Source organism: Streptomyces cupreus, from assembly GCF_014257025.1.
Taxonomy (GTDB): Bacteria; Actinomycetota; Actinomycetes; order Streptomycetales; family Streptomycetaceae; genus Streptomyces; species Streptomyces cupreus.
This window is the reverse complement of record NZ_JACMSF010000002.1, coordinates 160,770-178,888: the sequence shown is the minus strand read 5'-3', so window position 1 is coordinate 178,888 and position 18,119 is coordinate 160,770. Positions and strand designations below refer to the sequence as shown.

The following is an 18,119-nucleotide window of genomic DNA, read 5'->3' as shown; positions in this document are numbered from 1 at the left end:
CCGGGGATCAGGGGTCCGGCCTTCGGCGGCGTGTCAGGCAGGTGGTTCTTCAGCGGTACGTCCGTCAGCCGACGGAGACGCCCTTCGCGCGGAGGTAGGCGACCGGGTCGACGTCCGAGCCGTAGTCCGGCGTGGTGCGGATCTCGAAGTGCAGGTGCGGGCCGGTCGAGTTGCCGGTGGAACCGGAGAGGCCGACCTGCTGGCCCGCCGTCACCGACTGACCGCTGGAGACGGAGAGCGAGGACAGGTGGGCGTACTGCGCGTAGTGGCCGTCGGCGAGCTGGATGACGACCTGGTTGCCGTACGCGCCCGCCCAGCCGGCCGAGACGACGGTGCCCGCGCCCACGGCCTTCAGGGAGGTGCCGGTCGGCACGACGAAGTCGACGCCGGTGTGGTACCCGCTGGACCACATGCTGCCCGCGACCTTGTAGGCGGTGCCGACACCGGCGCCGGAGACGGGGGCGGTGAAGCCGCTGGCGGAGGACTGTGCGGCCTGCGTGGTGGTGGCCGCCTTGGCCGCGGAGGACTGCGAAGCCTCCGAGGACTTGGCGGAGTTCGAGGAAGAGGACTTCGCGGAGGACTTGGCGGCCGGCTTCTCGGCGGTGTCCGTCGTGGCGGCCTTCTTGCCGATCGACAGCTTCAGACCGGGGTGGATCAGTGAGGGGTCGTCGCCGACGGCCTCACGGTTGTCCTGGTAGAGCTTCTCCCAGCCACCGCTGATGTGCTGCTCGTTCGCAATCTTAGAAAGGTAGTCTCCCGGCCGCACCGTGTACGTCTTCGAGACGGCCTTCTTCTTGGCGGCCTTCTTCTCAGTGGCCTTCTTGTCCGCCGTCTGGATCGACTGAACGGCCTTTTCCGGAACGGACTGCGACGGGGCCGCGTGGGCGCCGGTGGCTCCCAGGAGCGGGAGGGCGAGCGCGGCGCCACCGGTTCCGGCGATGGCGATCGAGCGGGTGAGGCTCAGGGTCTTGGGACGGCGGTGCTTACCCTTCGCGGGCATGGCGAATTCCTCTCCGGCGCCTACGAGGTGAGCTGTCGGGTTCGGACTGGAGATGTCCGGCCGCGCGCTGGGCGCGACTTGACCCCAAGCCTGTTCCGGAGACCGGACCAGGCGGTGATGCCTGTGGGTCCCCCGCTCCTGCCGTGCACGGGTGAGTGTGTGCGGATTCCGAGCAGCGGCAGGATTCGGCGTCCGCTCGGAGTGGTGTGGAACGTAAGCGACCAAGACGCAAAGGGACAAGCAGAAGGTTCCGCCCGAAGGCATACCTCTTGATCCCTTGTGGGAATTCCCAGTCACTTTCCGTGCATTAAGTGATGATCGGTTCCCGCAAATGCCCTTGAAAAGCACATGAATTACGTGAACATGACGGGCGACTCACCGTCACGAATATGACCCTGCTCACGTGACGTTGCTCCAGACTCCTTTATTCCAGAGCGAGTTGGAATGAAGGCTGCAATTCGGACAGAAGGCCCAGAAGTGGCACAGATGGAGAACTGTCGCATCAGGGTTGCCGTGTGAACCCGTGATGAATCAGCAGGGTTTCAGCATTGTTCACCCGTTTTGCCACATTCCATCGGCGGCCGGTTTCGATGTCGTATCGTCGAGGCGTGCCCGTCGGCGCCACGAGCCGGCGGGATCCGGTGGGAGGAGCCCAAGTGACGCAGCAGGTCCCGTCGACCGAGCCCGAGCTGGCCGGAGTGCGCAACTTCCGTGATGTGGGCGGGCTGCCGACCGCGGACGGACGGCGGGTGCGGCACGGGGTGCTGTTCCGCAGCGGTCACCTCGCGCACGCGACCGAGCAGGACGCGGCGTTCCTCGACTCCCTCGGCCTGCACACGATCTTCGACTTCCGCAATACGGCGGACCAGAAGCTGGAGGGCCCCGACATCGAGCTGGCGGGGGTGCGCAATGTGAACCTGCCGCTGTCCGACCCGGCCGACGGCGCCGAGTTCTGGAGGATGGTCCGCGACGGCGACATCGAGCAGCTGCGGGAGATCCTGGCCGACGGCAAGGCCGCGAACCGCATGATCGAGTCGTACCGCATGATCGTCAAGGAGCGCACCGCCGAGCACTCCCAGGTGCTGCTCTCCCTCGCCGAGGACAGCGTTCCGGCCCTGATGCACTGCGCGGCGGGCAAGGACCGGGCGGGCCTGTCGATAGCGGTGACCCTGCTCGCCCTGGGCGTCGAGCGGGAGGCGATCCTCGCCGACTACCTGGAGTCCAACGCCAAGCACCGCCGCTACAAGGTGCAGCGCAACAGCACCTACACCCCCGAGGTCATGGAGCTGCTCAGCCCCCTGTTCGACGCCCGCGCCGAGTACCTCACGGCGGCCTTCGACACCATCGCGGAGACCTGGGGCGACGTCGACACCTACCTGGAGCGGGCGCTGGGGGTCACCCCCGAGATCCGCGAGCGGCTGCGGGAGCGGCTGCTCGACTGAGCCAGGCGGCTACCGCTTGGCCCCCAGCTCGAACAGCAGGTAGATGAACGCGGCGAAGGCGTGCCCCACCGCCAGATAGATGATCAGCCGGATCCACAGGGCGCGAGGGAACTTCTCCTCCATGTCGCTCATGGCGTCTCTCCAGGGATCGGGCCCAGGCACAGGGCGGCCGTGGGGCTCTGCAGCAGGGTGTGGACGAACAGGAGCTCTACCCCGCCCCGGTCCAGGGCGGCGATGCGGTGCGGGGTGAGCGAGTCGAAGTGGGCGCTGTCGCCCGGGGCGAGCCGGTGCGTGGTGTCCCCGAGGCGCAGCCGGAGCCGCCCGGCGAGGACGTAGAGCCACTCCTCGCCGGGGTGCACCCGCACGATGTCGCCCTGTGAGCCGAAGGGGACGTGCAGGCGCAGTGCCTGCATCCCCCGGCCGGGCGCGCCGGCCTGCCGGTACGTCCAGCCGCCCGCCTCGGTCGGTTCCATGTCGGCGGCGCGTACGACGGCGTCCCGGTCGGCGACCGTCTCGCCGAGCAGCTCCGAGACGGTCGTACCGTAGACGCGTGCCAGCGAGAGCAGCATCGGCAGCGAGGGCTGGCGCCGCCCCGTCTCCAGACGGGAGAGGTGGGCCGGCGACAGACCGGCGGCGTGCGCCGCGGCCTCCAGGGTGAGGGCGGCCTGGCGCCGCAGGGCACGAAGCTGCGGCGCCACCACGGGCAGGTCGTCGGCCGGCCCGGTCTCGGGAGAGCTCATGCTCTCCATTCAGCCGGAGCCTTGCCTGTAAGGCAAATTTCTTGCCTTACAGGCAAAAACTCAGCGGTTGGCGACGGCCTGCTTGACCAGCGTCTTCCCGAAGTCCCACATCAGCCCGCCCCCGCTGTGCGCGTCGTCCATCACGTCGGTGAAGGCGTCCACGAACCGCTCCACCTCCCGCTCCCCGATGATCAGCGGTGGAATCAGCTTGATCACCTCCAGATGGTCGCCGGAGACCTGGGTGAGGATCCGGTGCCGCTGGAGCAGCGGTACGACGACCATCTGTGCGAAGAGTCCCTTGCGGGCCGCCTGGAGCATGGTCCACCGGCTGCGCAGTTTCAGCGACGAGGGCCTGCCGAACTCGATGCCGATCATCAGGCCCCGGCCGCGTACGTCGGCGAGCAGCTCGTACTTGTCGACCAGCGCCGCGAGCCGGGACCTCAGCAGCTCGCCGGTGGCACGGGCGTTCGCGACGATCTGCTCGTTCTCCATGACCGCGAGTACGGCGAGCCCGGCCGCCATGGCCTGTGCGTTGGACCCGAAGCTCGCCGAGTGCACCAGCACCCGGTCCATCGAGGAGTAGACCTTCTTGAAGATCCAGTCCTTGCCGAGGGTGGCGCCGACCGGCACATAGCCGCCGGACAGGGCCTTGGCCAAGCACACCAGGTCCGGCTCCACTCCGTCCTCGTGCTGGTGGGCGAAGAAGTCCCCGGTCCGGCCGAGCCCGGTCTGCACCTCGTCGGCGATGAGCAGCGCCTTGTGTTTGTGCAGCAGCTCCTGGGCGGCCCGCAGATACCCGGGCGGCGCCTCGAGCACACCCTTGCCCTGGATCGGCTCGACGATCAGTGCGGCGACGTCTCCCTTCTTCAACTCCCGTGCCAGGGCGTCGAGATCGCCGAGGGGTACGGCCGTGTCGGGCAGCAGCGGGGCGAAGCCGTCCCGGAAGCCGTCCTCGCCGTTAACGGACAGGGAGCCGGTGGTCAGGCCGTGGAAGGCGTGCTCGCAGTACAGGATCCGGGGTCTGCCGGTGGCCCGTCGGGCGAACTTCAGGGCGGTCTCGACCGCTTCGGTGCCGCTGTTGCCGAAGAAGGCCCGGTCCAGGTGCGGGCTGTGGACGAGGAGCTTCTCGGCGAGCAGCCCGGGCAGGGGCTGGCAGTCGAAGCGGGTGAGGTCGGCGAGCTGGGCGTCGAGGACGTCGTGCAGCGCCTTGCGGACGACGGGGTGATGGCGGCCGAGGCCCATCACCCCGAACCCGGCGAGCATGTCCAGGTAGTCGTCACCGTCGGCGTCCCAGAAGTAGGCGCCCTCGGCCCGCTCGTAGACCTTGTCGAAGCCGATGGTGTGCAGCATGCGCGGGAGCTGGTGGTTCAGGTACTTGCCGTGCAGCTCGTAGCGCTCGGCTCCGCGCTCGGCCAGCAGCGCGCCGAGGTCGAACTCCGTGGTCATTCCGCTGTCTCCTTGACTGGCTCCTGGACGGCCAGGCTCGCGCTGATCCGTCCGGCGACCTCGACGGGCGTGAGCCCGATGTCGGCCAGCACCTCGCCGCGTTTGGCGTGGGCGAGGAACTGCTCGGGGATGCCGAACCGCCGTACGGGGACATCGACATCGGCGTCTTCGAGGGCGAGGGCCACGGCGGCGCCCACCCCGGCGGCGCGGCTGTTGTCCTCGACGACGGCGACGAGGCGGTGTTCGGCGGCGAGGCCGGGCAGCGCCGGGTCGACGGGCTTGACCCAACGGGGGTCCACGACCGTGCAGTTGATGCCCCGGGCCTCCAGCAGCTCGGCGGCCTGGAGGCAGACGGGCGCCATGACGCCGACGGCGACCAGGAGCACCTCGGGCCGTTCCCCCCGGTGCAGCACGTCCAGTCCGCCGATCCGGTCCACCGCCGGGATCGACGGGCCGACGGACTCCTTCGGGAACCGGACGAGGGTGGGCGCGTCGTCGACGGCGACCGCTTCCCGCAGCTGCGCCCGGAGTTGGTCGGCGTCGCGCGGCGCGGCGATCCTGAGGCCGGGGACGACCTGGAGGATCGACATGTCCCACATACCGTTGTGGGAGGCACCGTCGACCCCGGTGACCCCCGCCCGGTCCAGCACGAAGGTGACGCCGCAGCGGTGCAGGGCGACATCCATCAGGAGCTGGTCGAAGGCGCGGTTGAGGAAGGTGGCGTAGACGGCGACGACGGGGTGGACGCCGCCGGTGGCGAGGCCGGCCGCCGACACGGCCGCGTGCTGTTCGGCGATGCCCACGTCCCACACCCGGTCCGGGAAGCGGGCGGCGAACTTGCCGAGCCCGACCGGGTGCAGCATGGCCGCCGTGATCGCCACGACGTCCTCCCGCTCCTCCCCGATCCTCACGATCTCGTCGCCGAACACCGAGGTCCAGGAGGGGCCGTTGGAGGGAGCGAGCGGCTCGCAGGTGAGTGGGTCCATCACGCCGACGGTGTGGAAGTGGTCCTCCTCGTGGGCGAGGGCGGGTTCATAGCCGCGGCCCTTCTCGGTGAGGCAGTGGACCAGGACGGGCCCATGGAAGCGTTTCGCGCGGCGCAGCGCGGACTCGACGGCGCCGATGTCATGTCCGTCGATCGGGCCGACGTACTTCAGTCCCAGGTCCTCGAACAGGCCCTGCGGGGCGAAGGCGTCCTTGAAGCCCTTCTTGGCGCCGTGCAGTGCCTCGTAGACGGTGTGGCCGACCACGGGGGTGCGCAACAGCACGTCCTTGCCCCAGGCCAGGACCTTCTCGTAGCCGTCGGTCGTGCGCAGGGTGGCGAGATGGTTGGCCAGGCCGCCGATGGTGGGGGCGTACGACCGCTCGTTGTCGTTGACGACGATGATCAGCGGCCGGTTCTTGGCGGCCGCGATGTTGTTCAGCGCCTCCCAGGCCATGCCGCCGGTGAGCGCGCCATCGCCGATGACCGCGACGACATGGCCCTTCTCGCCCTGCACCTGGCGGGCCTTGGCGAGCCCGTCCGCCCAGCCCAGCGCGGTGGAGGCGTGGCTGTTCTCGACGATGTCGTGCTCGGACTCCTCACGCGAGGGATAGCCGGACAGGCCGCCCTTTCCGCGCAGCTTGGAGAAGTCCTGACGTCCCGTCAAAAGCTTGTGCACATAGCTCTGATGGCCGGTGTCCCACACGATGCGGTCGACCGGCGACTCGAAGACCCGGTGGAGCGCGATGGACAGTTCCACCACCCCCAGGTTGGGCCCGAGATGTCCGCCGGTCCTGGCCACCGCGTGCACCAGGAACTCCCTGATCTCTTCGGACAGTCGACCGAGCTCCGGCTCGGACAGCGCCTTCAGGTCGCGTGGTCCCCGGATGTTCTCCAGAATCGTCACGTCGGGCCCCCTTCGGTCCGTGCTGCTCAACTCACGGTGACGGCCGGCTCCCCCGACGCGACGCCGTCCTGCTCCATCTGTTCGGCGATCTTCATCGCCTCCTCGATGAGGGTCTCCACGATCTTCGACTCGGGTACGGTCTTGATGACCTCGCCCTTCACGAAGATCTGCCCCTTGCCGTTGCCGGAGGCGACCCCCAGGTCCGCTTCCCGGGCCTCGCCGGGACCGTTGACCACACACCCCATGACGGCCACCCGCAGGGGCACTTCCATGCCCTCAAGGCCCGCCGTGACCTCGTCGGCCAGCTTGTAGACGTCGACCTGGGCGCGCCCGCAGGAGGGACACGAGACGATCTCCAGACGCCGTTGCCTCAGGCCCAGGGACTCCAGGATCTGGATGCCGACCTTGACCTCCTCGGCGGGCGGGGCGCTCAGCGAGACGCGGATCGTGTCGCCGATGCCCCTGCTGAGCAGCGCCCCGAAGGCCACCGCCGACTTGATCGTCCCCTGGAACGCCGGTCCCGCCTCGGTGACCCCCAGGTGCAGCGGGTAGTCGCAACTCTCGGCGAGCAGCTGGTAGGCGCTGACCATGACCACGGGGTCGTTGTGCTTCACGGAGATCTTGATGTCCCGGAAGCCGTGCTCCTCGAAGAGCGACGCCTCCCACAGCGCGCTCTCCACCAGCGCCTCGGGCGTGGCCTTGCCGTACTTCTGCAGCAGCCGCCGGTCCAGCGAGCCCGCGTTGACCCCGATCCGGATCGGGGTGCCGTGGTCGGCCGCGGCCCGCGCGATCTCCTTCACCTTGTCGTCGAACTGCTTGATGTTGCCGGGATTGACGCGTACGGCCGCACAGCCGGCCTCGATCGCGGCGAACACGTACTTGGGCTGGAAGTGGATGTCCGCGATCACCGGGATCTGCGACTTGCGGGCGATGGTCGCGAGGGCGTCCGCGTCGTCCTGCGTGGGGCAGGCGACGCGGACGATCTGGCAGCCGGACGCGGTGAGTTCGGCGATCTGCTGCAAGGTGGCGCCGATGTCCGAGGTGCGGGTCGTGGTCATCGACTGCACCGACACCGGGGCCCCGCCCCCTACCGCCACAGGACCGACCTGGATCCGCCGCGACGCTCGTCGCTCGGCTATCGGCCGGACCGGGACCTCGGGAACGCCCAAGGGGATGGCGGTCATGATGTCACTCCCGGTTTCCGTTGACCGTCTCGCGCATGGCGCGCAGCGACTCCTTCAGGGAGCCCATGGTGGCGAGGACGGCGGTGGGCTCGTAGCCGCAGTGCGCCATGCAGTTGGCGCAGCGCGGGTCCTTGCCGCGGCCGTACTTGTCCCAGTCGGTCTCCTCGATGAGTTCGCGGTACGTCGGCACATAGCCGTCGCTCATCAGGTAGCAGGGGCGCTGCCAGCCGAAGAGGGAGTAGTTCGGGATCGCCCACGCGGTGCACGGGAAGTCGACCTTGCCCTCCAGGAAGTCCAGGAAGAGCGGGGAGTGGTTGAGCCGCCAGCGTCGCCGGTTGCCGCCCGCGAAGGCCTTCTTGAACAGTTCGCGGGTCTGTTCCACGCCCAGGAAGTGCTCCTGGTCGGGCGCCTTCTCGTAGGCGTAGGCGGGCGAGATCATCATCTCGTCGACCTTCAGGTCGTCGTTGAGGAAGTTGAGGACCTCGATGATGGTCTGCGGGGTGTCGGTGTTGAAGAAGGTGGAGTTGGTGGTGACCCGGAAGCCGCGCCGCTTGGCCTCCTTGATCGCCTCCACCGCCTCGTCGAAGACGCCCTCCTTGGCCACCGACTCGTCGTGGCGCTCGCGCAGGCCGTCGATGTGCACGGCGAAGGCGAAGTAGGGCGAGGGCTTGAACTTGTCCATCTTCTTGCGCAGCAGCATGGCATTGGTGCACAGGAAGACGTATTTCCGTTTGGCCACCAACTGCCGCACGATCTCGTCGATCTGAGGGTGCATGAGGGGCTCACCGCCGGCGATGGACACCATCGGCGCGCCGGATTCGAGCACCGCTCCCACGGCCTGTGCGACCGGCATGCGCTGCTTGAGCACACCCGCCGGGTGCTGGATCTTGCCGCATCCCTCGCACTTGAGGTTGCACGCGAAAAGCGGTTCCAGCTCGACGATCAGCGGGAACTTGTCGCGCTTGCGGAGCTTTTGTTCGGCCAAGTAAGTAGCGACCTTGATGGACTGACGCAGCGGCATGGCCATCTGGCTCACCTCCTGGGGAGCAGCAAAGAACGGTGCCATTCGAAAAAAGCGGGAAGGACCGACCTAAGGACACGGAACGCTGATATTCCCCCGCGCACCGTGCCGATCCGGACGAGTTCATGTTCTGGAGCGTCCACGACCACCCGTACGGCCGCAACGGGGCGTTCGCCCGCGCGCACGGCGCTCAGGAGCGTCGCCGCCGACTCCATGTCGACCGCGATCGCGCCGGTCGCGAGCAGATCGGACCGTTCCTGGCCACGGACCACATGGTCGGAGCCGGTGAGCGGTCCGGTATGCACGGTCCGCCCCGGGACGACGCGGACGAGTTCCTTGACGAGCAGTTCGGTCGCGACGCACTCGGTGGTCCCGCGCGGATCCCGGGTCTCCTCGGCGACCACCAGGTCGCCGGGGTGCATCCCGGGGGCGAGCCCCGCGCAGAAGCCGGTGGCGAGGACCGCGGCCCCGGCGAGCGCCGGATCGGCGAGGACCCGGGTGACGGACCGCTCGGCCGCCTTGGGCCCCATGCCGGTCCGCAGGATCGTGACCGGCCCGTCGGCGCCCCCGCGCTCGCTCGTGCGCAGCGCGAGATGCTCGATGCCGAGCGCGCAGGCGATCAGCAGCGGAGCCGGATCGGGCTGTGTGCTCATCAGCCCCCCTCGGCCTCGGCGAAGGGTTCGCCGTGCACGTACCGGCCGAGCGCGGTGAGCGGGAACACCTGCCGGTAGAGGTGGTAGTTGATGGAGAAGTCCCAGGGGAACCCGGTGCCGGTGAAGTAGGGCTCGTCCCAGGAGCCGTCCTCGCGCTGGGTGGCGGCGAGCCACTCGACGCCGCACTGCACGGCCTTGGAGTCCTTCTCCCCCGCGGCCAGCAGCGCCATCAGCGCCCACGCGGTCTGCGAGGCGGTGGAGGCGCCCCGGCCGCTCCAGCCCTTGACGTCCTTGTACGAGCGCAGGTCCTCGCCCCAGCCGCCGTCGTCGTTCTGCACGGACTCCAGCCAGTTCACGGCCCGGCGGATCGCCGGGTGCGAGGCGGGGATCCCGGCGGCCGTGAGGGCGGGTACGACGGAGCCGGTGCCGTAGACGTAGTTGACGCCCCAGCGCCCGAACCATGAACCGTCCGGCTCCTGTTCGGCCAGCAGCCACTGGATGCCCCGCCGGGTGCGCGGGTCGTGGGCGAGGCCCTCGACCGCGAGCATCTCGACGACATGCGCGGTGACATCGGCCGACGGCGGGTCGATGACCTCACCGAAGTCGCAGAACGGCAGCCGGTTCGGGAACGGACTGGTGTTGTCGACGTCGAAGGCGCCCCAGGCCCCGTTCCTGGACTGCATACCGAGGTTCCAGCGCACCCCGCGCCCGATCGCCCTCTCCACCCGCTCCGGCTCGTGGTGCCGGACCCGGCGCAGCGCGAGGACCACCTCGGCGGTGTCGTCGATGTCGGGGTAGTTGTCGTTGTGGAACTCGAACGCCCAGCCACCGGGCGGAAGTTGGGGCCGCTTCACGGCCCAGTCGCCGGGCCGGACGATCTCCTCGCCGAGCATCCAGTCGGCCGCCTTGACCAGTTGCGGATGATCCGCGGGCACTCCGGCGTCGGCGAGCGCGATGGTGGCGAGGCAGGTGTCCCACACCGGCGACTGGCAGGCCTCGATCATCCGGGCCCCGTCCTCGCGCCAGACGGCGAAACGGTCCAGCGAGGCCAACCCCTCGCGGAGCACGGGATGTTCGAGGTCGTAGCCGAGCAGATGCAGCGCGATGATCGAGTACACCGCCGGCGGCTGGATACCGCCCCAGCAGCCGTCGTTCTCCTGCCGCTCGATGATCCAGCGGGCGGCGGTGTTCATCGCGGCCCGGCGCAGCCTGCGCGGGGCGACCTTGCGCAACTGGTGCAGCGCCTTGTCGAGACGCTGGAAGGCGCCGTCCCAACTCGCCGCCGGGGCAAGGGGCTTGGGAGGGTTGGGGTTGGCCGGGTCGGTGTGCAGTTCGTCCAGCGGGAAGGGCGCGGGCCGTACCGGACGCTTGGCGGAGACGATCGTCAGCGGAACGATGGTCTGCCGGGCCCAGCAGCCGAAGTCGTAGATGTTGAGCGGCACCCAGGTGGGGAAGTAGATGAGCTCGGGCGGGAGTTCGGGCAGATCCTCCCACTTCCACCAGCCGAACAGGGCCAGCCAGATCCGGGTGAACACCCGGGCGGCGGCGATGCCTCCCTGGGCCCTGATCCACTCCGCGGCCTTCGCCATGTGCGGCGCGTCCGGAGTGTCACCGGCCAGCCGGAGGGCGACGTAGGCCTCGATGGTGGTGGAGAGTTCGCCGGGCCCGCCGTAGAAGGTGCCCCAGGTGCCGTCCGCGCGCTGCTCGCCGCGGATGAAGAGGGCGGCGGCGCGGGTGGTGGACTCGTCCCGGATGCCCAGGAACTGACGGAGCAGCAGATCCTCGGCGTCCATGGTGACGTTCGTCTCCAGGTCGCCCTTCCACCAGCCCTGGGCGTCCTGCCGGGACAGCAGGAAGTCGGTGGCGCGCCGCAGGGCGCGCTCGGCGGCGTCATGAACCCCCGCCGCCGCGGGGGTGGTGCTGTCGGTTTCGCTGGCCGCGGCAGCGCGGGGCGGCAGGGCCCCGGTGCTTCCGTCGGTCGTCGCTGTCATGGCTTCCCCTTCGTGCAGTGTGCAAGTGGTGCTCTGCTGTGGGTCCGCCGTCGGCCGGTGCTCGTGTCCCGCGACACCGGCCGGCGACTACGCGAGGGCTATTCGACCGATAGTGATCATCTCTTTCGTACGACGACGAAGTCGGCGAGCGCGGCGAACTGCGCCCGCACCCGGTCGGGCATGTCGACGGCGTCCAGGGCCTCGATGGCGATGGTGTGCTGACGGCGGGCCTCTTCGGCGGTCCACTCGCGGCCGCCGGCCTGCTCGATGAGGGCGGCGCGGGCGGCGAACTCCTCCTCGGAGAAGTTCTCGAAGTCGCTGCTCTTGGCGTCGGCGGCGAGCAGCTCGCCGAGCCGCTCGGAGGCGGCGCCGCCCGCGGCGAGCGCGGCCACGACCGGCAGGGACTTCTTGCGCTGGCGCAGATCGCTCCAGGTCTGCTTGCCGGTGGCCTCGGGGTCGCCCCAGATGCCGAGGATGTCGTCGACGGCCTGGAAGGCGAGGCCGAGGTGGTAGCCGTACTTCTCCAGCGTGTCGGCGGTGCGGTCGTCCGCGCCGCCGAGCACGGCGCCGATGGAGCTGGCGCAGGCCAGCAGGGCGCCGGTCTTGTTGCCCTCCATCTCCAGACACTCCTCGACGCTGACGCGGTCGCGGTGCTCGTAGGAGATGTCCTGGGCCTGTCCGTCGATCAGGGCCCGGGTGGCGGTGGTCAGCCGACGGGTGGCGCGGCCGGCCTGGACGGTGCCGAGTTCCAGCAGCAGCTCGTTGGCGAGGGCGAACAGGGCGTCGCCGACCAGGATGGCCTGGGCGGGGCCGTGCACCTTCCACACCGTGTCGCGGTGCCGGCGCTGCTCGTCGCCGTCCATCAGGTCGTCGTGCAGGAGCGAGAAGTTGTGGACCAGTTCGACGGCCACCGCGCCCGGGATGCCGACCTCGGGAGCGGCGCCGGTGGCCTCGGCGGAGAGCACGGCGAGGGCGGGGCGCACGGCCTTGCCGCCGTCCCCGGCCGTGGGCCTGCCCTGGGCGTCGATCCAGCCGAAGTGGTAGGCGGAAACGGTGTCCATGGGAGGCGCCAGTCGGTCGACCGCCGCCCTCAGTACCGGTGTGGCCAGGGTCCGGCCGCGCTCCAGGAGCGCGGTCACGTCCACTGCGGTCTCGCGAGCGGCCGCCGAGGCCGGGGGCACAGTGGGCACAGTCTCTCCTCTTGTTGCGGTACCGGGGGTGCGGGGGCCTGCCGCGCGCTGATGGAGCATCAGGCCGCCTCCTCGACTTCGAAGAGGTGGCGGGGGCGGGGCCGGCCCAGGGCGCTGAGCGCGGCGTCGGCCGCGCTCACGCCGCTGCGGACCGCACTCTCCATGGTCGCGGGCCACCCTGTGGCGGTCCACGCTCCGGCCAGACAGAGGCCGGCGGCCTTGGTGCGGGTGCCGGGCCGCAGCCGCCCGACGCCGGGGGTGGGGGCGAACGTCGCCGTGCGCTCCCGGGTCACGAAGAAGTCCTTCACCTCGGCGCCCCGGGCCAGTGGCAGCAGCCGGGCCAGCTCCGGCAGGTACTTCTCGCGCAGCTGGGCGACCGGCGCGTCGATCTCGTGGTGCGCGGCCGACTGGGACAGCGCGAGGTACTGGCCCTCGCGCAGCCCGGAGGAGCCGGTCCGGTCGAACACCCACTGCACGGGCGTGCCGAGAGCGGCGAAGAAGGGTGCGTTGAGCACCGGGCGGTCGTAGACGACATGGACGTTCAGGATCGGAGCGGTGCCGATGTCGAGCAGTCGTCCGGGGTCGTCCAGGGCGCCCTCGGGCAGCAGGTCGTGGGCCTCGCTCTGCGGTACGGCGAGGACGACGGCGTCGGCCCGGATCGTCTCGCCGGGAACCTGGACGCTCCAACGGCCGTTGTCATCAGTGGAGATGGAGGTGACGCGTGTACGGACCTCGGTACGCACACCCGCGGAGTCGAGCGCCTTGCGGGCCAGCCGGTCGTGCAGTTCGCCCAGCGGGACATGCGCCCATCCGATGTCGGCGGCGCCCGGGGCGGACAGCAGACCGGTCTTGAACACCATCGCGGCGAGCCCCAGTGAGGCGTCATCCGCGACCGCGTTGAGGGTGGCGATCCCGACCAGGTTCCACAGGGCCTGCACGGCGCGCGCGGACTGACCGTGCTCGGCCAGCCAGGTGCCGAAGTTCTGTGCGTCCAGGGTCGGATCGGCGAGGTCGAGCGCCATCAGCGCGAGCGCGGCACGCCCGACGGCGGCGCGCTCGGTGAGGGAGAGGTGCGGGTAGGTGGCGAGGCTGCGCCCCAGATGCAGCGGTACGGGCAGCGGGTCGCGCTGGATCCTGCCAAGACGCCGCCCCTCGGGCTTGGCCAGATCGAGTACGGGCACGTCGAGACGATCCTGCAGCGGCGCCAGCGCGGTCCCCCCGATGCGGTCGAGGAACCAGCGGTAGGCGGTGCAGCAGCGCAGATAGACATGCTGGCCGTTGTCGACGGTGAGGTCGCCGCGCTGGAAGGAGAAGGCGAGTCCGCCGAGGCGGGGCCGGCCCTCCAGGAGCGTGACACGCACTCCGGCGTCGGCGAGCGCCAGCGCCGCGGTGATCCCGGCGAGTCCGCCGCCGACCACGACGGCGTCGCCTCCGGTCGTGATGCCGTCGGTCATCGTGTGCCCTCCCCCGAACGGCCGCCGCGGTGCTTGAACGGTGCACGGTCGGCCGTCTCAGTCAGGGACGCCGCTTGACTGCGGAGGGTTGCCTGCCACTTTTCGCCGGTGGCATCACCTTGGACCGAATTGTCCATCAGGCTCGCCTCCTGAGGGGCCGCCGCGTCACATGCCGGGTGTCCAGACCGGAGAGGCCGCGCACGGCGACGTACGCCTTCTCGCGTCCCGGCAGTGAGACACGCCCGCGCAGCACCGCCTCCGGCTCGCGCTCGATGCGGTCCAGGAGGCGGCGGTAGATGCCGGCCATGGCGGCGACGCAGGCGCCGCTGCGCCGGTCGAGCATCGGGAGCAGCCGGTAGCCCTCGGCGAAAAGGGCGCGGGCCCGTCGCACTTCGAAGTGCACGAGGCCCGCGAAGTCGGCGCCCTCGGGCACGGTCGGCCCGGCGAACCCGGCCGAGCAGCCGAACTTGGCGAGGTCGTCGGCGGGCAGGTAGGTGCGGCCCCCCTCGGCGTCCTCGCGCACATCCCTGAGGATGTTGGTGAGTTGGAGCGCCAGCCCGAGCGTGTCGGCATACTCCGGCGCCCGCTCGGCGCCGCGCGCCCCCGGTTCGATGCCGAACACACCGAGCGAGAGCCGCCCGATGGCGCCCGCCACACAGCGGCAGTACACCTTCAGGTCGTCCCAGGTCTCGTAGGTCTCGCCGCGTACGTCCATCAGCACGCCGTCGATCAGCTCGTCCAGGCCGCCGAGGGGGATCGGGAAGACCTCGGTGGCATGGGCGAGGGCGACCGCGACCGGGTCGGTGTCGTCCTCGTCGACCGCGCCGTCCCGCACCCGGGTGAGCAGCACCCGGGTGTCCTCAAGTCTGGCGATCTTGACGTCGTCGGCCAGCGCCCCGTCACCGATGTCGTCGACACGGCGCGCGAACGCGTACAGCGCCGACACCGCGCGGCGCTTCGGCGTCGGCAGCAGCCGGATGCCGTACGCGAAGTTACGGGCCTGCTGTCCGGTGACGGCCTCGCAGTAGCTGTAGGCGGCGAGTACCGGTGCGGACGCGTGTGGTACGAAGTCCACGGTCCGGATCACCCCTCTCCTCGCAGAGTCACGCCCACCTCGCGCAGCAGCTGAACCTTGCCGGGCTTGGGCGGGCCGGGAAGTACGTCGTAATCGGCGGCGGCGATCGCGTGGATCGCCGCCCTTCCCCCCGCCACGAACCCCCCGAGCAGCAGCCTCAGCCTGCCGTGGACGCTACCCACGAGGGGGGCGCCTTCATTCAGGAGATCGCGGGCGCGTTGTGCTTCGTATGCAACCAGTGCGCGCACGGATGCGCCCGCGGTTTTCGTGGCGAGATCCGCCTCCTGGACATGAAAGCGCTTCATGTCCTCGGCGGGCAGGTAGATGCGGTCGCGGCCGAGGTCCTCGGCGACGTCCTGGAGGTGCTCGACGATCTGCAGGGCGGTGCAGATCGCGTCGGAGCGGCGGATCCGCTCGGGGGTGGCGGCGCCGGTGACGGCGAGGACGAGATGTCCGACGGGGTTGGCGGACAGTTCGCAGTAGGCAAGCAGGTCGTCGTAGGTCTCGTAGCGGCTGACGACCTGGTCCTGACGGTTGGCCTCGATCAGGCCGAGGAACGGCTCGGGGGTCAGCGAGCGGCGGCGGACCGTGGGCTGCAGTCGGCGCAGCAGGGGGTGACAGGGGGTGGAGTCGAAGACGCGCCGCAGGTCGGCCTCGAAGGCGTCCAGCATCAGCAGGCGGTCCTCGGCGTCCGTGGCCGACACGCCGAGCAGCCGGGCGTCGGCGCCGCCGGGGGCCAGATCGCCGTCGCCGATGTCGTCGACGAGGCGGGCGAAGCCGTAGACGGCCATGAGGTCGGTGCGCCAGGCCCGGGGCAGGAAGAAGGGGGCCACGGGGAAGTTCTCGTGCGCGGCCTTGTCGAGCGTGCCGCGTTCCGTGTCGGCGGCGTGCGGCGTGCCGGTTCCCGTCACCGCGTACTGCCTGGGGCGGGGACGGCACATGCTGCGTTGAGCTGGGGAGTTTCCGTAGCCATTGCCGTCACATCTCCCGTTCTACACCGACGACCCAATACACACTATTTCGGACACGCCGCCCGGCCGTCCGCGCGGGCTCCCTGGCAGAGGGTGTGGGGCATTATCGCCCCACTTGCCGCGATTGGGGACCGGTACAGCTTACGTTGTACAACGCACGGTGGTTCGCCGGGGTGTCCTGCGCATCACAAGAACACACCGATTGGTCCCAAGATTCCTAAGGCCAGCCGAAGTTGACGTTTCCTTTGCAGACGCGGAGCCCCGCCGGAAGGGTTCCGGCGGGGCCTGGGGAAGCGGGCCGGGCCGGGTGAGCCGGTCCGGGGTGGACTACTTGCCCGTGAACTTCTCGTACTCTTTGATGACCTCGTCGGTCGGGCCGTCCATGCGCAGTTCGCCGCGTTCCAGCCACAGCACACGGTCGCAGGTGTCCCGGATCGACTTGTTGTTGTGACTGACGAGAAACACCGTGCCGGCCTCCTTGCGCAGCTCCCGGATGCGCGCCTCGGAGCGCTTCTGGAACTTGCGGTCACCGGTGGCCAGCGCCTCGTCGATCATCAGGACGTCATGGTCCTTGGCGGCGGCGATGGAGAACCGCAGACGGGCCGCCATGCCGGAGGAGTAGGTGCGCATCGGCAGGGTGATGAAGTCGCCCTTCTCGTTGATGCCCGAGAAGTCGACGATCTCCTGGTAGCGCTCCCTGATCTCCTCGCGGGACATGCCCATGGCGAGCCCGCCCAGTATGACGTTCCGCTCGCCGGTCAGGTCGTTCATCAGGGCCGCGTTCACACCCAGCAGAGAGGGCTGGCCATCGGTGAAGACCTTGCCCTTCTCCGCCGGGAGCAGCCCCGCGATGGCCCGCAGCAGGGTGGACTTGCCGGAGCCGTTGGAGCCGATCAGACCGATGGCCTCGCCGCGGTAGGCGACGAAGGACACGCCCTTGACCGCGTGCACCTTGCGCACCCCGCGCTCCTCGCCGCGCTTCAGGATGCGGCTGAGGGCCGCGGTCGCGCTGCCCTTGCCGGTCTTGGCGCCGTTGACGCGGTAGACGATGTGCAGCTCGTCGGCGATGACGGTGGGAACTCGGGTGTCAGCCACGGCCGTACCTCTCCTCCGCCTTCCAGAAGTACACGAACCCGCCGAGCGCGAACAGCAGCGCCCAGCCGCCCGCCGCCGCCCAGACGTGGTCGGGCAGGTTCTCGGAGCCGTAGCCGTCGATCAGCGCGAAGCGCATCAGGTCCATGTAGATGGCGGCCGGGTTCCACTGAAGGACGTCAGCGATCCACTGCGGCTTGTCGGCGAGCATGATCGGGATCGAGTACATGACGCCGGAGGCGTACATCCAGGTACGCATCACGAACGGCATCAGCTGCGCCAGGTCCGGGGTCTTGGCCCCGGCCCGGGCCATGATCAGGGCGAGGCCGGTGTTGAACAGGAACTGAAGCGCAAGGACCGGAACCATCAGCAGCCACGACAGGTCCGGGTAGCTGCCGAACACGCAGGTCACCGCGACCAGCACGATCATCGACGCGAGCAGCTGCTGGAGCTGCTGGAGCGAGAACGACACCGGCAGCGAGGCGCGCGGGAAGTGCAGCGCTCGGACCAGGCCGAGGTTGCCGGAGATCGCGCGGACGCCCGCCATCACCGAGCTCTGTGTGAAGGTGAACACGAATACGCCGGTGACCAGGAACGGGATGTACACCTCGCGGGACATGCCCCGGTCGGCTTCCAGGATGACGCCGAAGATGAAGAAGTACACGGCCGCGTTCAGCAGCGGTGTCACCACTTGCCAGAGCTGGCCGAGCTTGGCCTGGCTGTACTGGGCGGTCAGCTTCGCCCGCGAGAAGGCGAGGATGAAGTGACGCCGGTCCCAGAGCTGGCGGACGTACTCGACGAGCGAGGGGCGGGCGCCGCTCACGCTCAGCCCGTACTTGGCGGCCAGTTCGGCCGCCGTGAGTCCCTCGTCGGGCGACGGAGGCGCGGTCACCGCGACCTGTCCGTCGTGCGTTGTCTCACTCACTGGTGGAAACTTTCGTCTTCGAGATGCGCAGCCTGTGCGGGCATGC

17 protein-coding genes and 1 riboswitch are annotated in these 18,119 nt (G+C 69.7%); of the genes, 1 reads left to right on the top strand and 16 read right to left on the bottom strand.

All coding sequences use genetic code 11. The features are described from left to right. Positions 1-64: 64 nt before the first annotated feature. Complete coding sequence (locus H4N64_RS02610) at positions 65-1,000, bottom strand: LysM peptidoglycan-binding domain-containing M23 family metallopeptidase (RefSeq protein WP_186280417.1); 936 nt, start codon at positions 998-1,000, stop codon at positions 65-67. A gap of 4 nt (positions 1,001-1,004) precedes the next feature. Next, a riboswitch (cyclic di-AMP (ydaO/yuaA leader) is annotated at positions 1,005-1,168 on the bottom strand. Between the two features lie 488 nt (positions 1,169-1,656). Between H4N64_RS02610 and H4N64_RS02605 the strand changes: the two genes are divergently transcribed. Further along, the gene (locus tag H4N64_RS02605; RefSeq protein ID WP_186280416.1) at positions 1,657-2,442 is read left to right on the top strand and encodes a tyrosine-protein phosphatase; all 786 of its coding nucleotides are present in this window, start codon (positions 1,657-1,659) and stop codon (positions 2,440-2,442) included. 9 nt (positions 2,443-2,451) lie between these two features. Here the strand turns inward: H4N64_RS02605 and H4N64_RS02600 are convergent, their stop codons facing one another. The 15 genes from H4N64_RS02600 to H4N64_RS02535 all read right to left on the bottom strand — a co-directional run bounded on the left by H4N64_RS02600 (position 2,452) and on the right by H4N64_RS02535 (position 18,073). After that, the gene (locus H4N64_RS02600; protein WP_186280415.1) at positions 2,452-2,574 is read right to left on the bottom strand and encodes a DUF6126 family protein; all 123 of its coding nucleotides are present in this window, start codon (positions 2,572-2,574) and stop codon (positions 2,452-2,454) included. After that, a complete protein-coding gene (locus tag H4N64_RS02595; RefSeq protein ID WP_186280414.1) occupies positions 2,571-3,182 on the bottom strand; it encodes a helix-turn-helix domain-containing protein in 612 nt (203 codons plus the stop codon). Before H4N64_RS02595 ends, H4N64_RS02600 begins: the two co-directional genes overlap by 4 nt. A 60-nt stretch (positions 3,183-3,242) precedes the next feature. Beyond that, the gene (locus H4N64_RS02590; RefSeq protein ID WP_186280413.1) at positions 3,243-4,628 is read right to left on the bottom strand and encodes an aspartate aminotransferase family protein; all 1,386 of its coding nucleotides are present in this window, start codon (positions 4,626-4,628) and stop codon (positions 3,243-3,245) included. Then, entirely contained in the window at positions 4,625-6,517 is a 1,893-nt protein-coding gene (gene dxs, locus H4N64_RS02585; protein WP_186280412.1) for a 1-deoxy-D-xylulose-5-phosphate synthase, read from the bottom strand. Before dxs ends, H4N64_RS02590 begins: the two co-directional genes overlap by 4 nt. Before the next feature lie 26 nt (positions 6,518-6,543). Next, positions 6,544-7,701: a flavodoxin-dependent (E)-4-hydroxy-3-methylbut-2-enyl-diphosphate synthase gene (gene ispG / locus H4N64_RS02580; RefSeq protein ID WP_186280411.1), complete on the bottom strand. Its 1,158-nt coding sequence runs from the start codon at positions 7,699-7,701 to the stop codon at positions 6,544-6,546. 4 nt (positions 7,702-7,705) lie between these two features. Continuing rightward, entirely contained in the window at positions 7,706-8,728 is a 1,023-nt protein-coding gene (gene hpnH, locus H4N64_RS02575) for an adenosyl-hopene transferase HpnH (protein WP_186280410.1), read from the bottom strand. Positions 8,729-8,733: 5 nt separating this feature from the next. Then, positions 8,734-9,375, bottom strand: coding sequence for a 5'-methylthioadenosine/S-adenosylhomocysteine nucleosidase family protein (locus H4N64_RS02570; RefSeq protein ID WP_186280409.1), 642 nt, complete (start codon positions 9,373-9,375; stop codon positions 8,734-8,736). Further along, the gene (gene shc, locus H4N64_RS02565; protein ID WP_186280408.1) at positions 9,375-11,366 is read right to left on the bottom strand and encodes a squalene--hopene cyclase; all 1,992 of its coding nucleotides are present in this window, start codon (positions 11,364-11,366) and stop codon (positions 9,375-9,377) included. Before shc ends, H4N64_RS02570 begins: the two co-directional genes overlap by 1 nt. 116 nt (positions 11,367-11,482) lie before the next feature. Then, entirely contained in the window at positions 11,483-12,616 is a 1,134-nt protein-coding gene (locus tag H4N64_RS02560) for a polyprenyl synthetase family protein (RefSeq protein WP_186280407.1), read from the bottom strand. After that, the gene (gene hpnE / locus H4N64_RS02555) at positions 12,616-14,010 is read right to left on the bottom strand and encodes a hydroxysqualene dehydroxylase HpnE (protein WP_186280406.1); all 1,395 of its coding nucleotides are present in this window, start codon (positions 14,008-14,010) and stop codon (positions 12,616-12,618) included. The genes H4N64_RS02560 and hpnE overlap by 1 nt, the downstream gene beginning before the upstream one ends. After that, positions 14,007-14,147, bottom strand: coding sequence for a DUF6380 family protein (locus tag H4N64_RS44345; protein WP_222108431.1), 141 nt, complete (start codon positions 14,145-14,147; stop codon positions 14,007-14,009). The genes hpnE and H4N64_RS44345 overlap by 4 nt, the downstream gene beginning before the upstream one ends. After that, positions 14,147-15,097 carry a presqualene diphosphate synthase HpnD gene (hpnD, locus tag H4N64_RS02550; protein WP_186280405.1) on the bottom strand — a complete coding sequence of 317 codons (951 nt, stop codon included), beginning with the start codon at positions 15,095-15,097 and terminating at the stop codon, positions 14,147-14,149. Before hpnD ends, H4N64_RS44345 begins: the two co-directional genes overlap by 1 nt. Next, positions 15,094-15,996, bottom strand: coding sequence for a squalene synthase HpnC (gene hpnC / locus H4N64_RS02545; RefSeq protein ID WP_186280404.1), 903 nt, complete (start codon positions 15,994-15,996; stop codon positions 15,094-15,096). Before hpnC ends, hpnD begins: the two co-directional genes overlap by 4 nt. A gap of 387 nt (positions 15,997-16,383) precedes the next feature. After that, a complete protein-coding gene (locus tag H4N64_RS02540; RefSeq protein ID WP_186280403.1) occupies positions 16,384-17,151 on the bottom strand; it encodes an ATP-binding cassette domain-containing protein in 768 nt (255 codons plus the stop codon). Continuing rightward, the gene (locus H4N64_RS02535) at positions 17,144-18,073 is read right to left on the bottom strand and encodes an ABC transporter permease (protein WP_186280402.1); all 930 of its coding nucleotides are present in this window, start codon (positions 18,071-18,073) and stop codon (positions 17,144-17,146) included. The genes H4N64_RS02540 and H4N64_RS02535 overlap by 8 nt, the downstream gene beginning before the upstream one ends. Between the last annotated feature and the right edge of the window lie 46 nt (positions 18,074-18,119).

Excerpts from the sequence above, each read along its gene's own strand:
- H4N64_RS02590 (WP_186280413.1), bottom strand. The coding sequence starts at position 4,628 with ATGACCACGGAGTTCGACCTCGGCGCGCTGCTGGCCGAGCGCGGAGCC.
- H4N64_RS02595 (WP_186280414.1), bottom strand. The coding sequence starts at position 3,182 with ATGAGCTCTCCCGAGACCGGGCCGGCCGACGACCTGCCCGTGGTGGCG.
- H4N64_RS02610 (WP_186280417.1), bottom strand. The coding sequence starts at position 1,000 with ATGCCCGCGAAGGGTAAGCACCGCCGTCCCAAGACCCTGAGCCTCACC.
- H4N64_RS44345 (WP_222108431.1), bottom strand. The coding sequence starts at position 14,147 with ATGGACAATTCGGTCCAAGGTGATGCCACCGGCGAAAAGTGGCAGGCA.
- ispG (WP_186280411.1), bottom strand. The coding sequence starts at position 7,701 with ATGACCGCCATCCCCTTGGGCGTTCCCGAGGTCCCGGTCCGGCCGATA.
- shc (WP_186280408.1), bottom strand. The coding sequence starts at position 11,366 with ATGACAGCGACGACCGACGGAAGCACCGGGGCCCTGCCGCCCCGCGCT.
- hpnE (WP_186280406.1), bottom strand. The coding sequence starts at position 14,010 with ATGACCGACGGCATCACGACCGGAGGCGACGCCGTCGTGGTCGGCGGC.
- hpnH (WP_186280410.1), bottom strand. The coding sequence starts at position 8,728 with ATGGCCATGCCGCTGCGTCAGTCCATCAAGGTCGCTACTTACTTGGCC.
- H4N64_RS02570 (WP_186280409.1), bottom strand. The coding sequence starts at position 9,375 with ATGAGCACACAGCCCGATCCGGCTCCGCTGCTGATCGCCTGCGCGCTC.
- H4N64_RS02560 (WP_186280407.1), bottom strand. The coding sequence starts at position 12,616 with ATGCTCCATCAGCGCGCGGCAGGCCCCCGCACCCCCGGTACCGCAACA.
- H4N64_RS02600 (WP_186280415.1), bottom strand. The coding sequence starts at position 2,574 with ATGAGCGACATGGAGGAGAAGTTCCCTCGCGCCCTGTGGATCCGGCTG.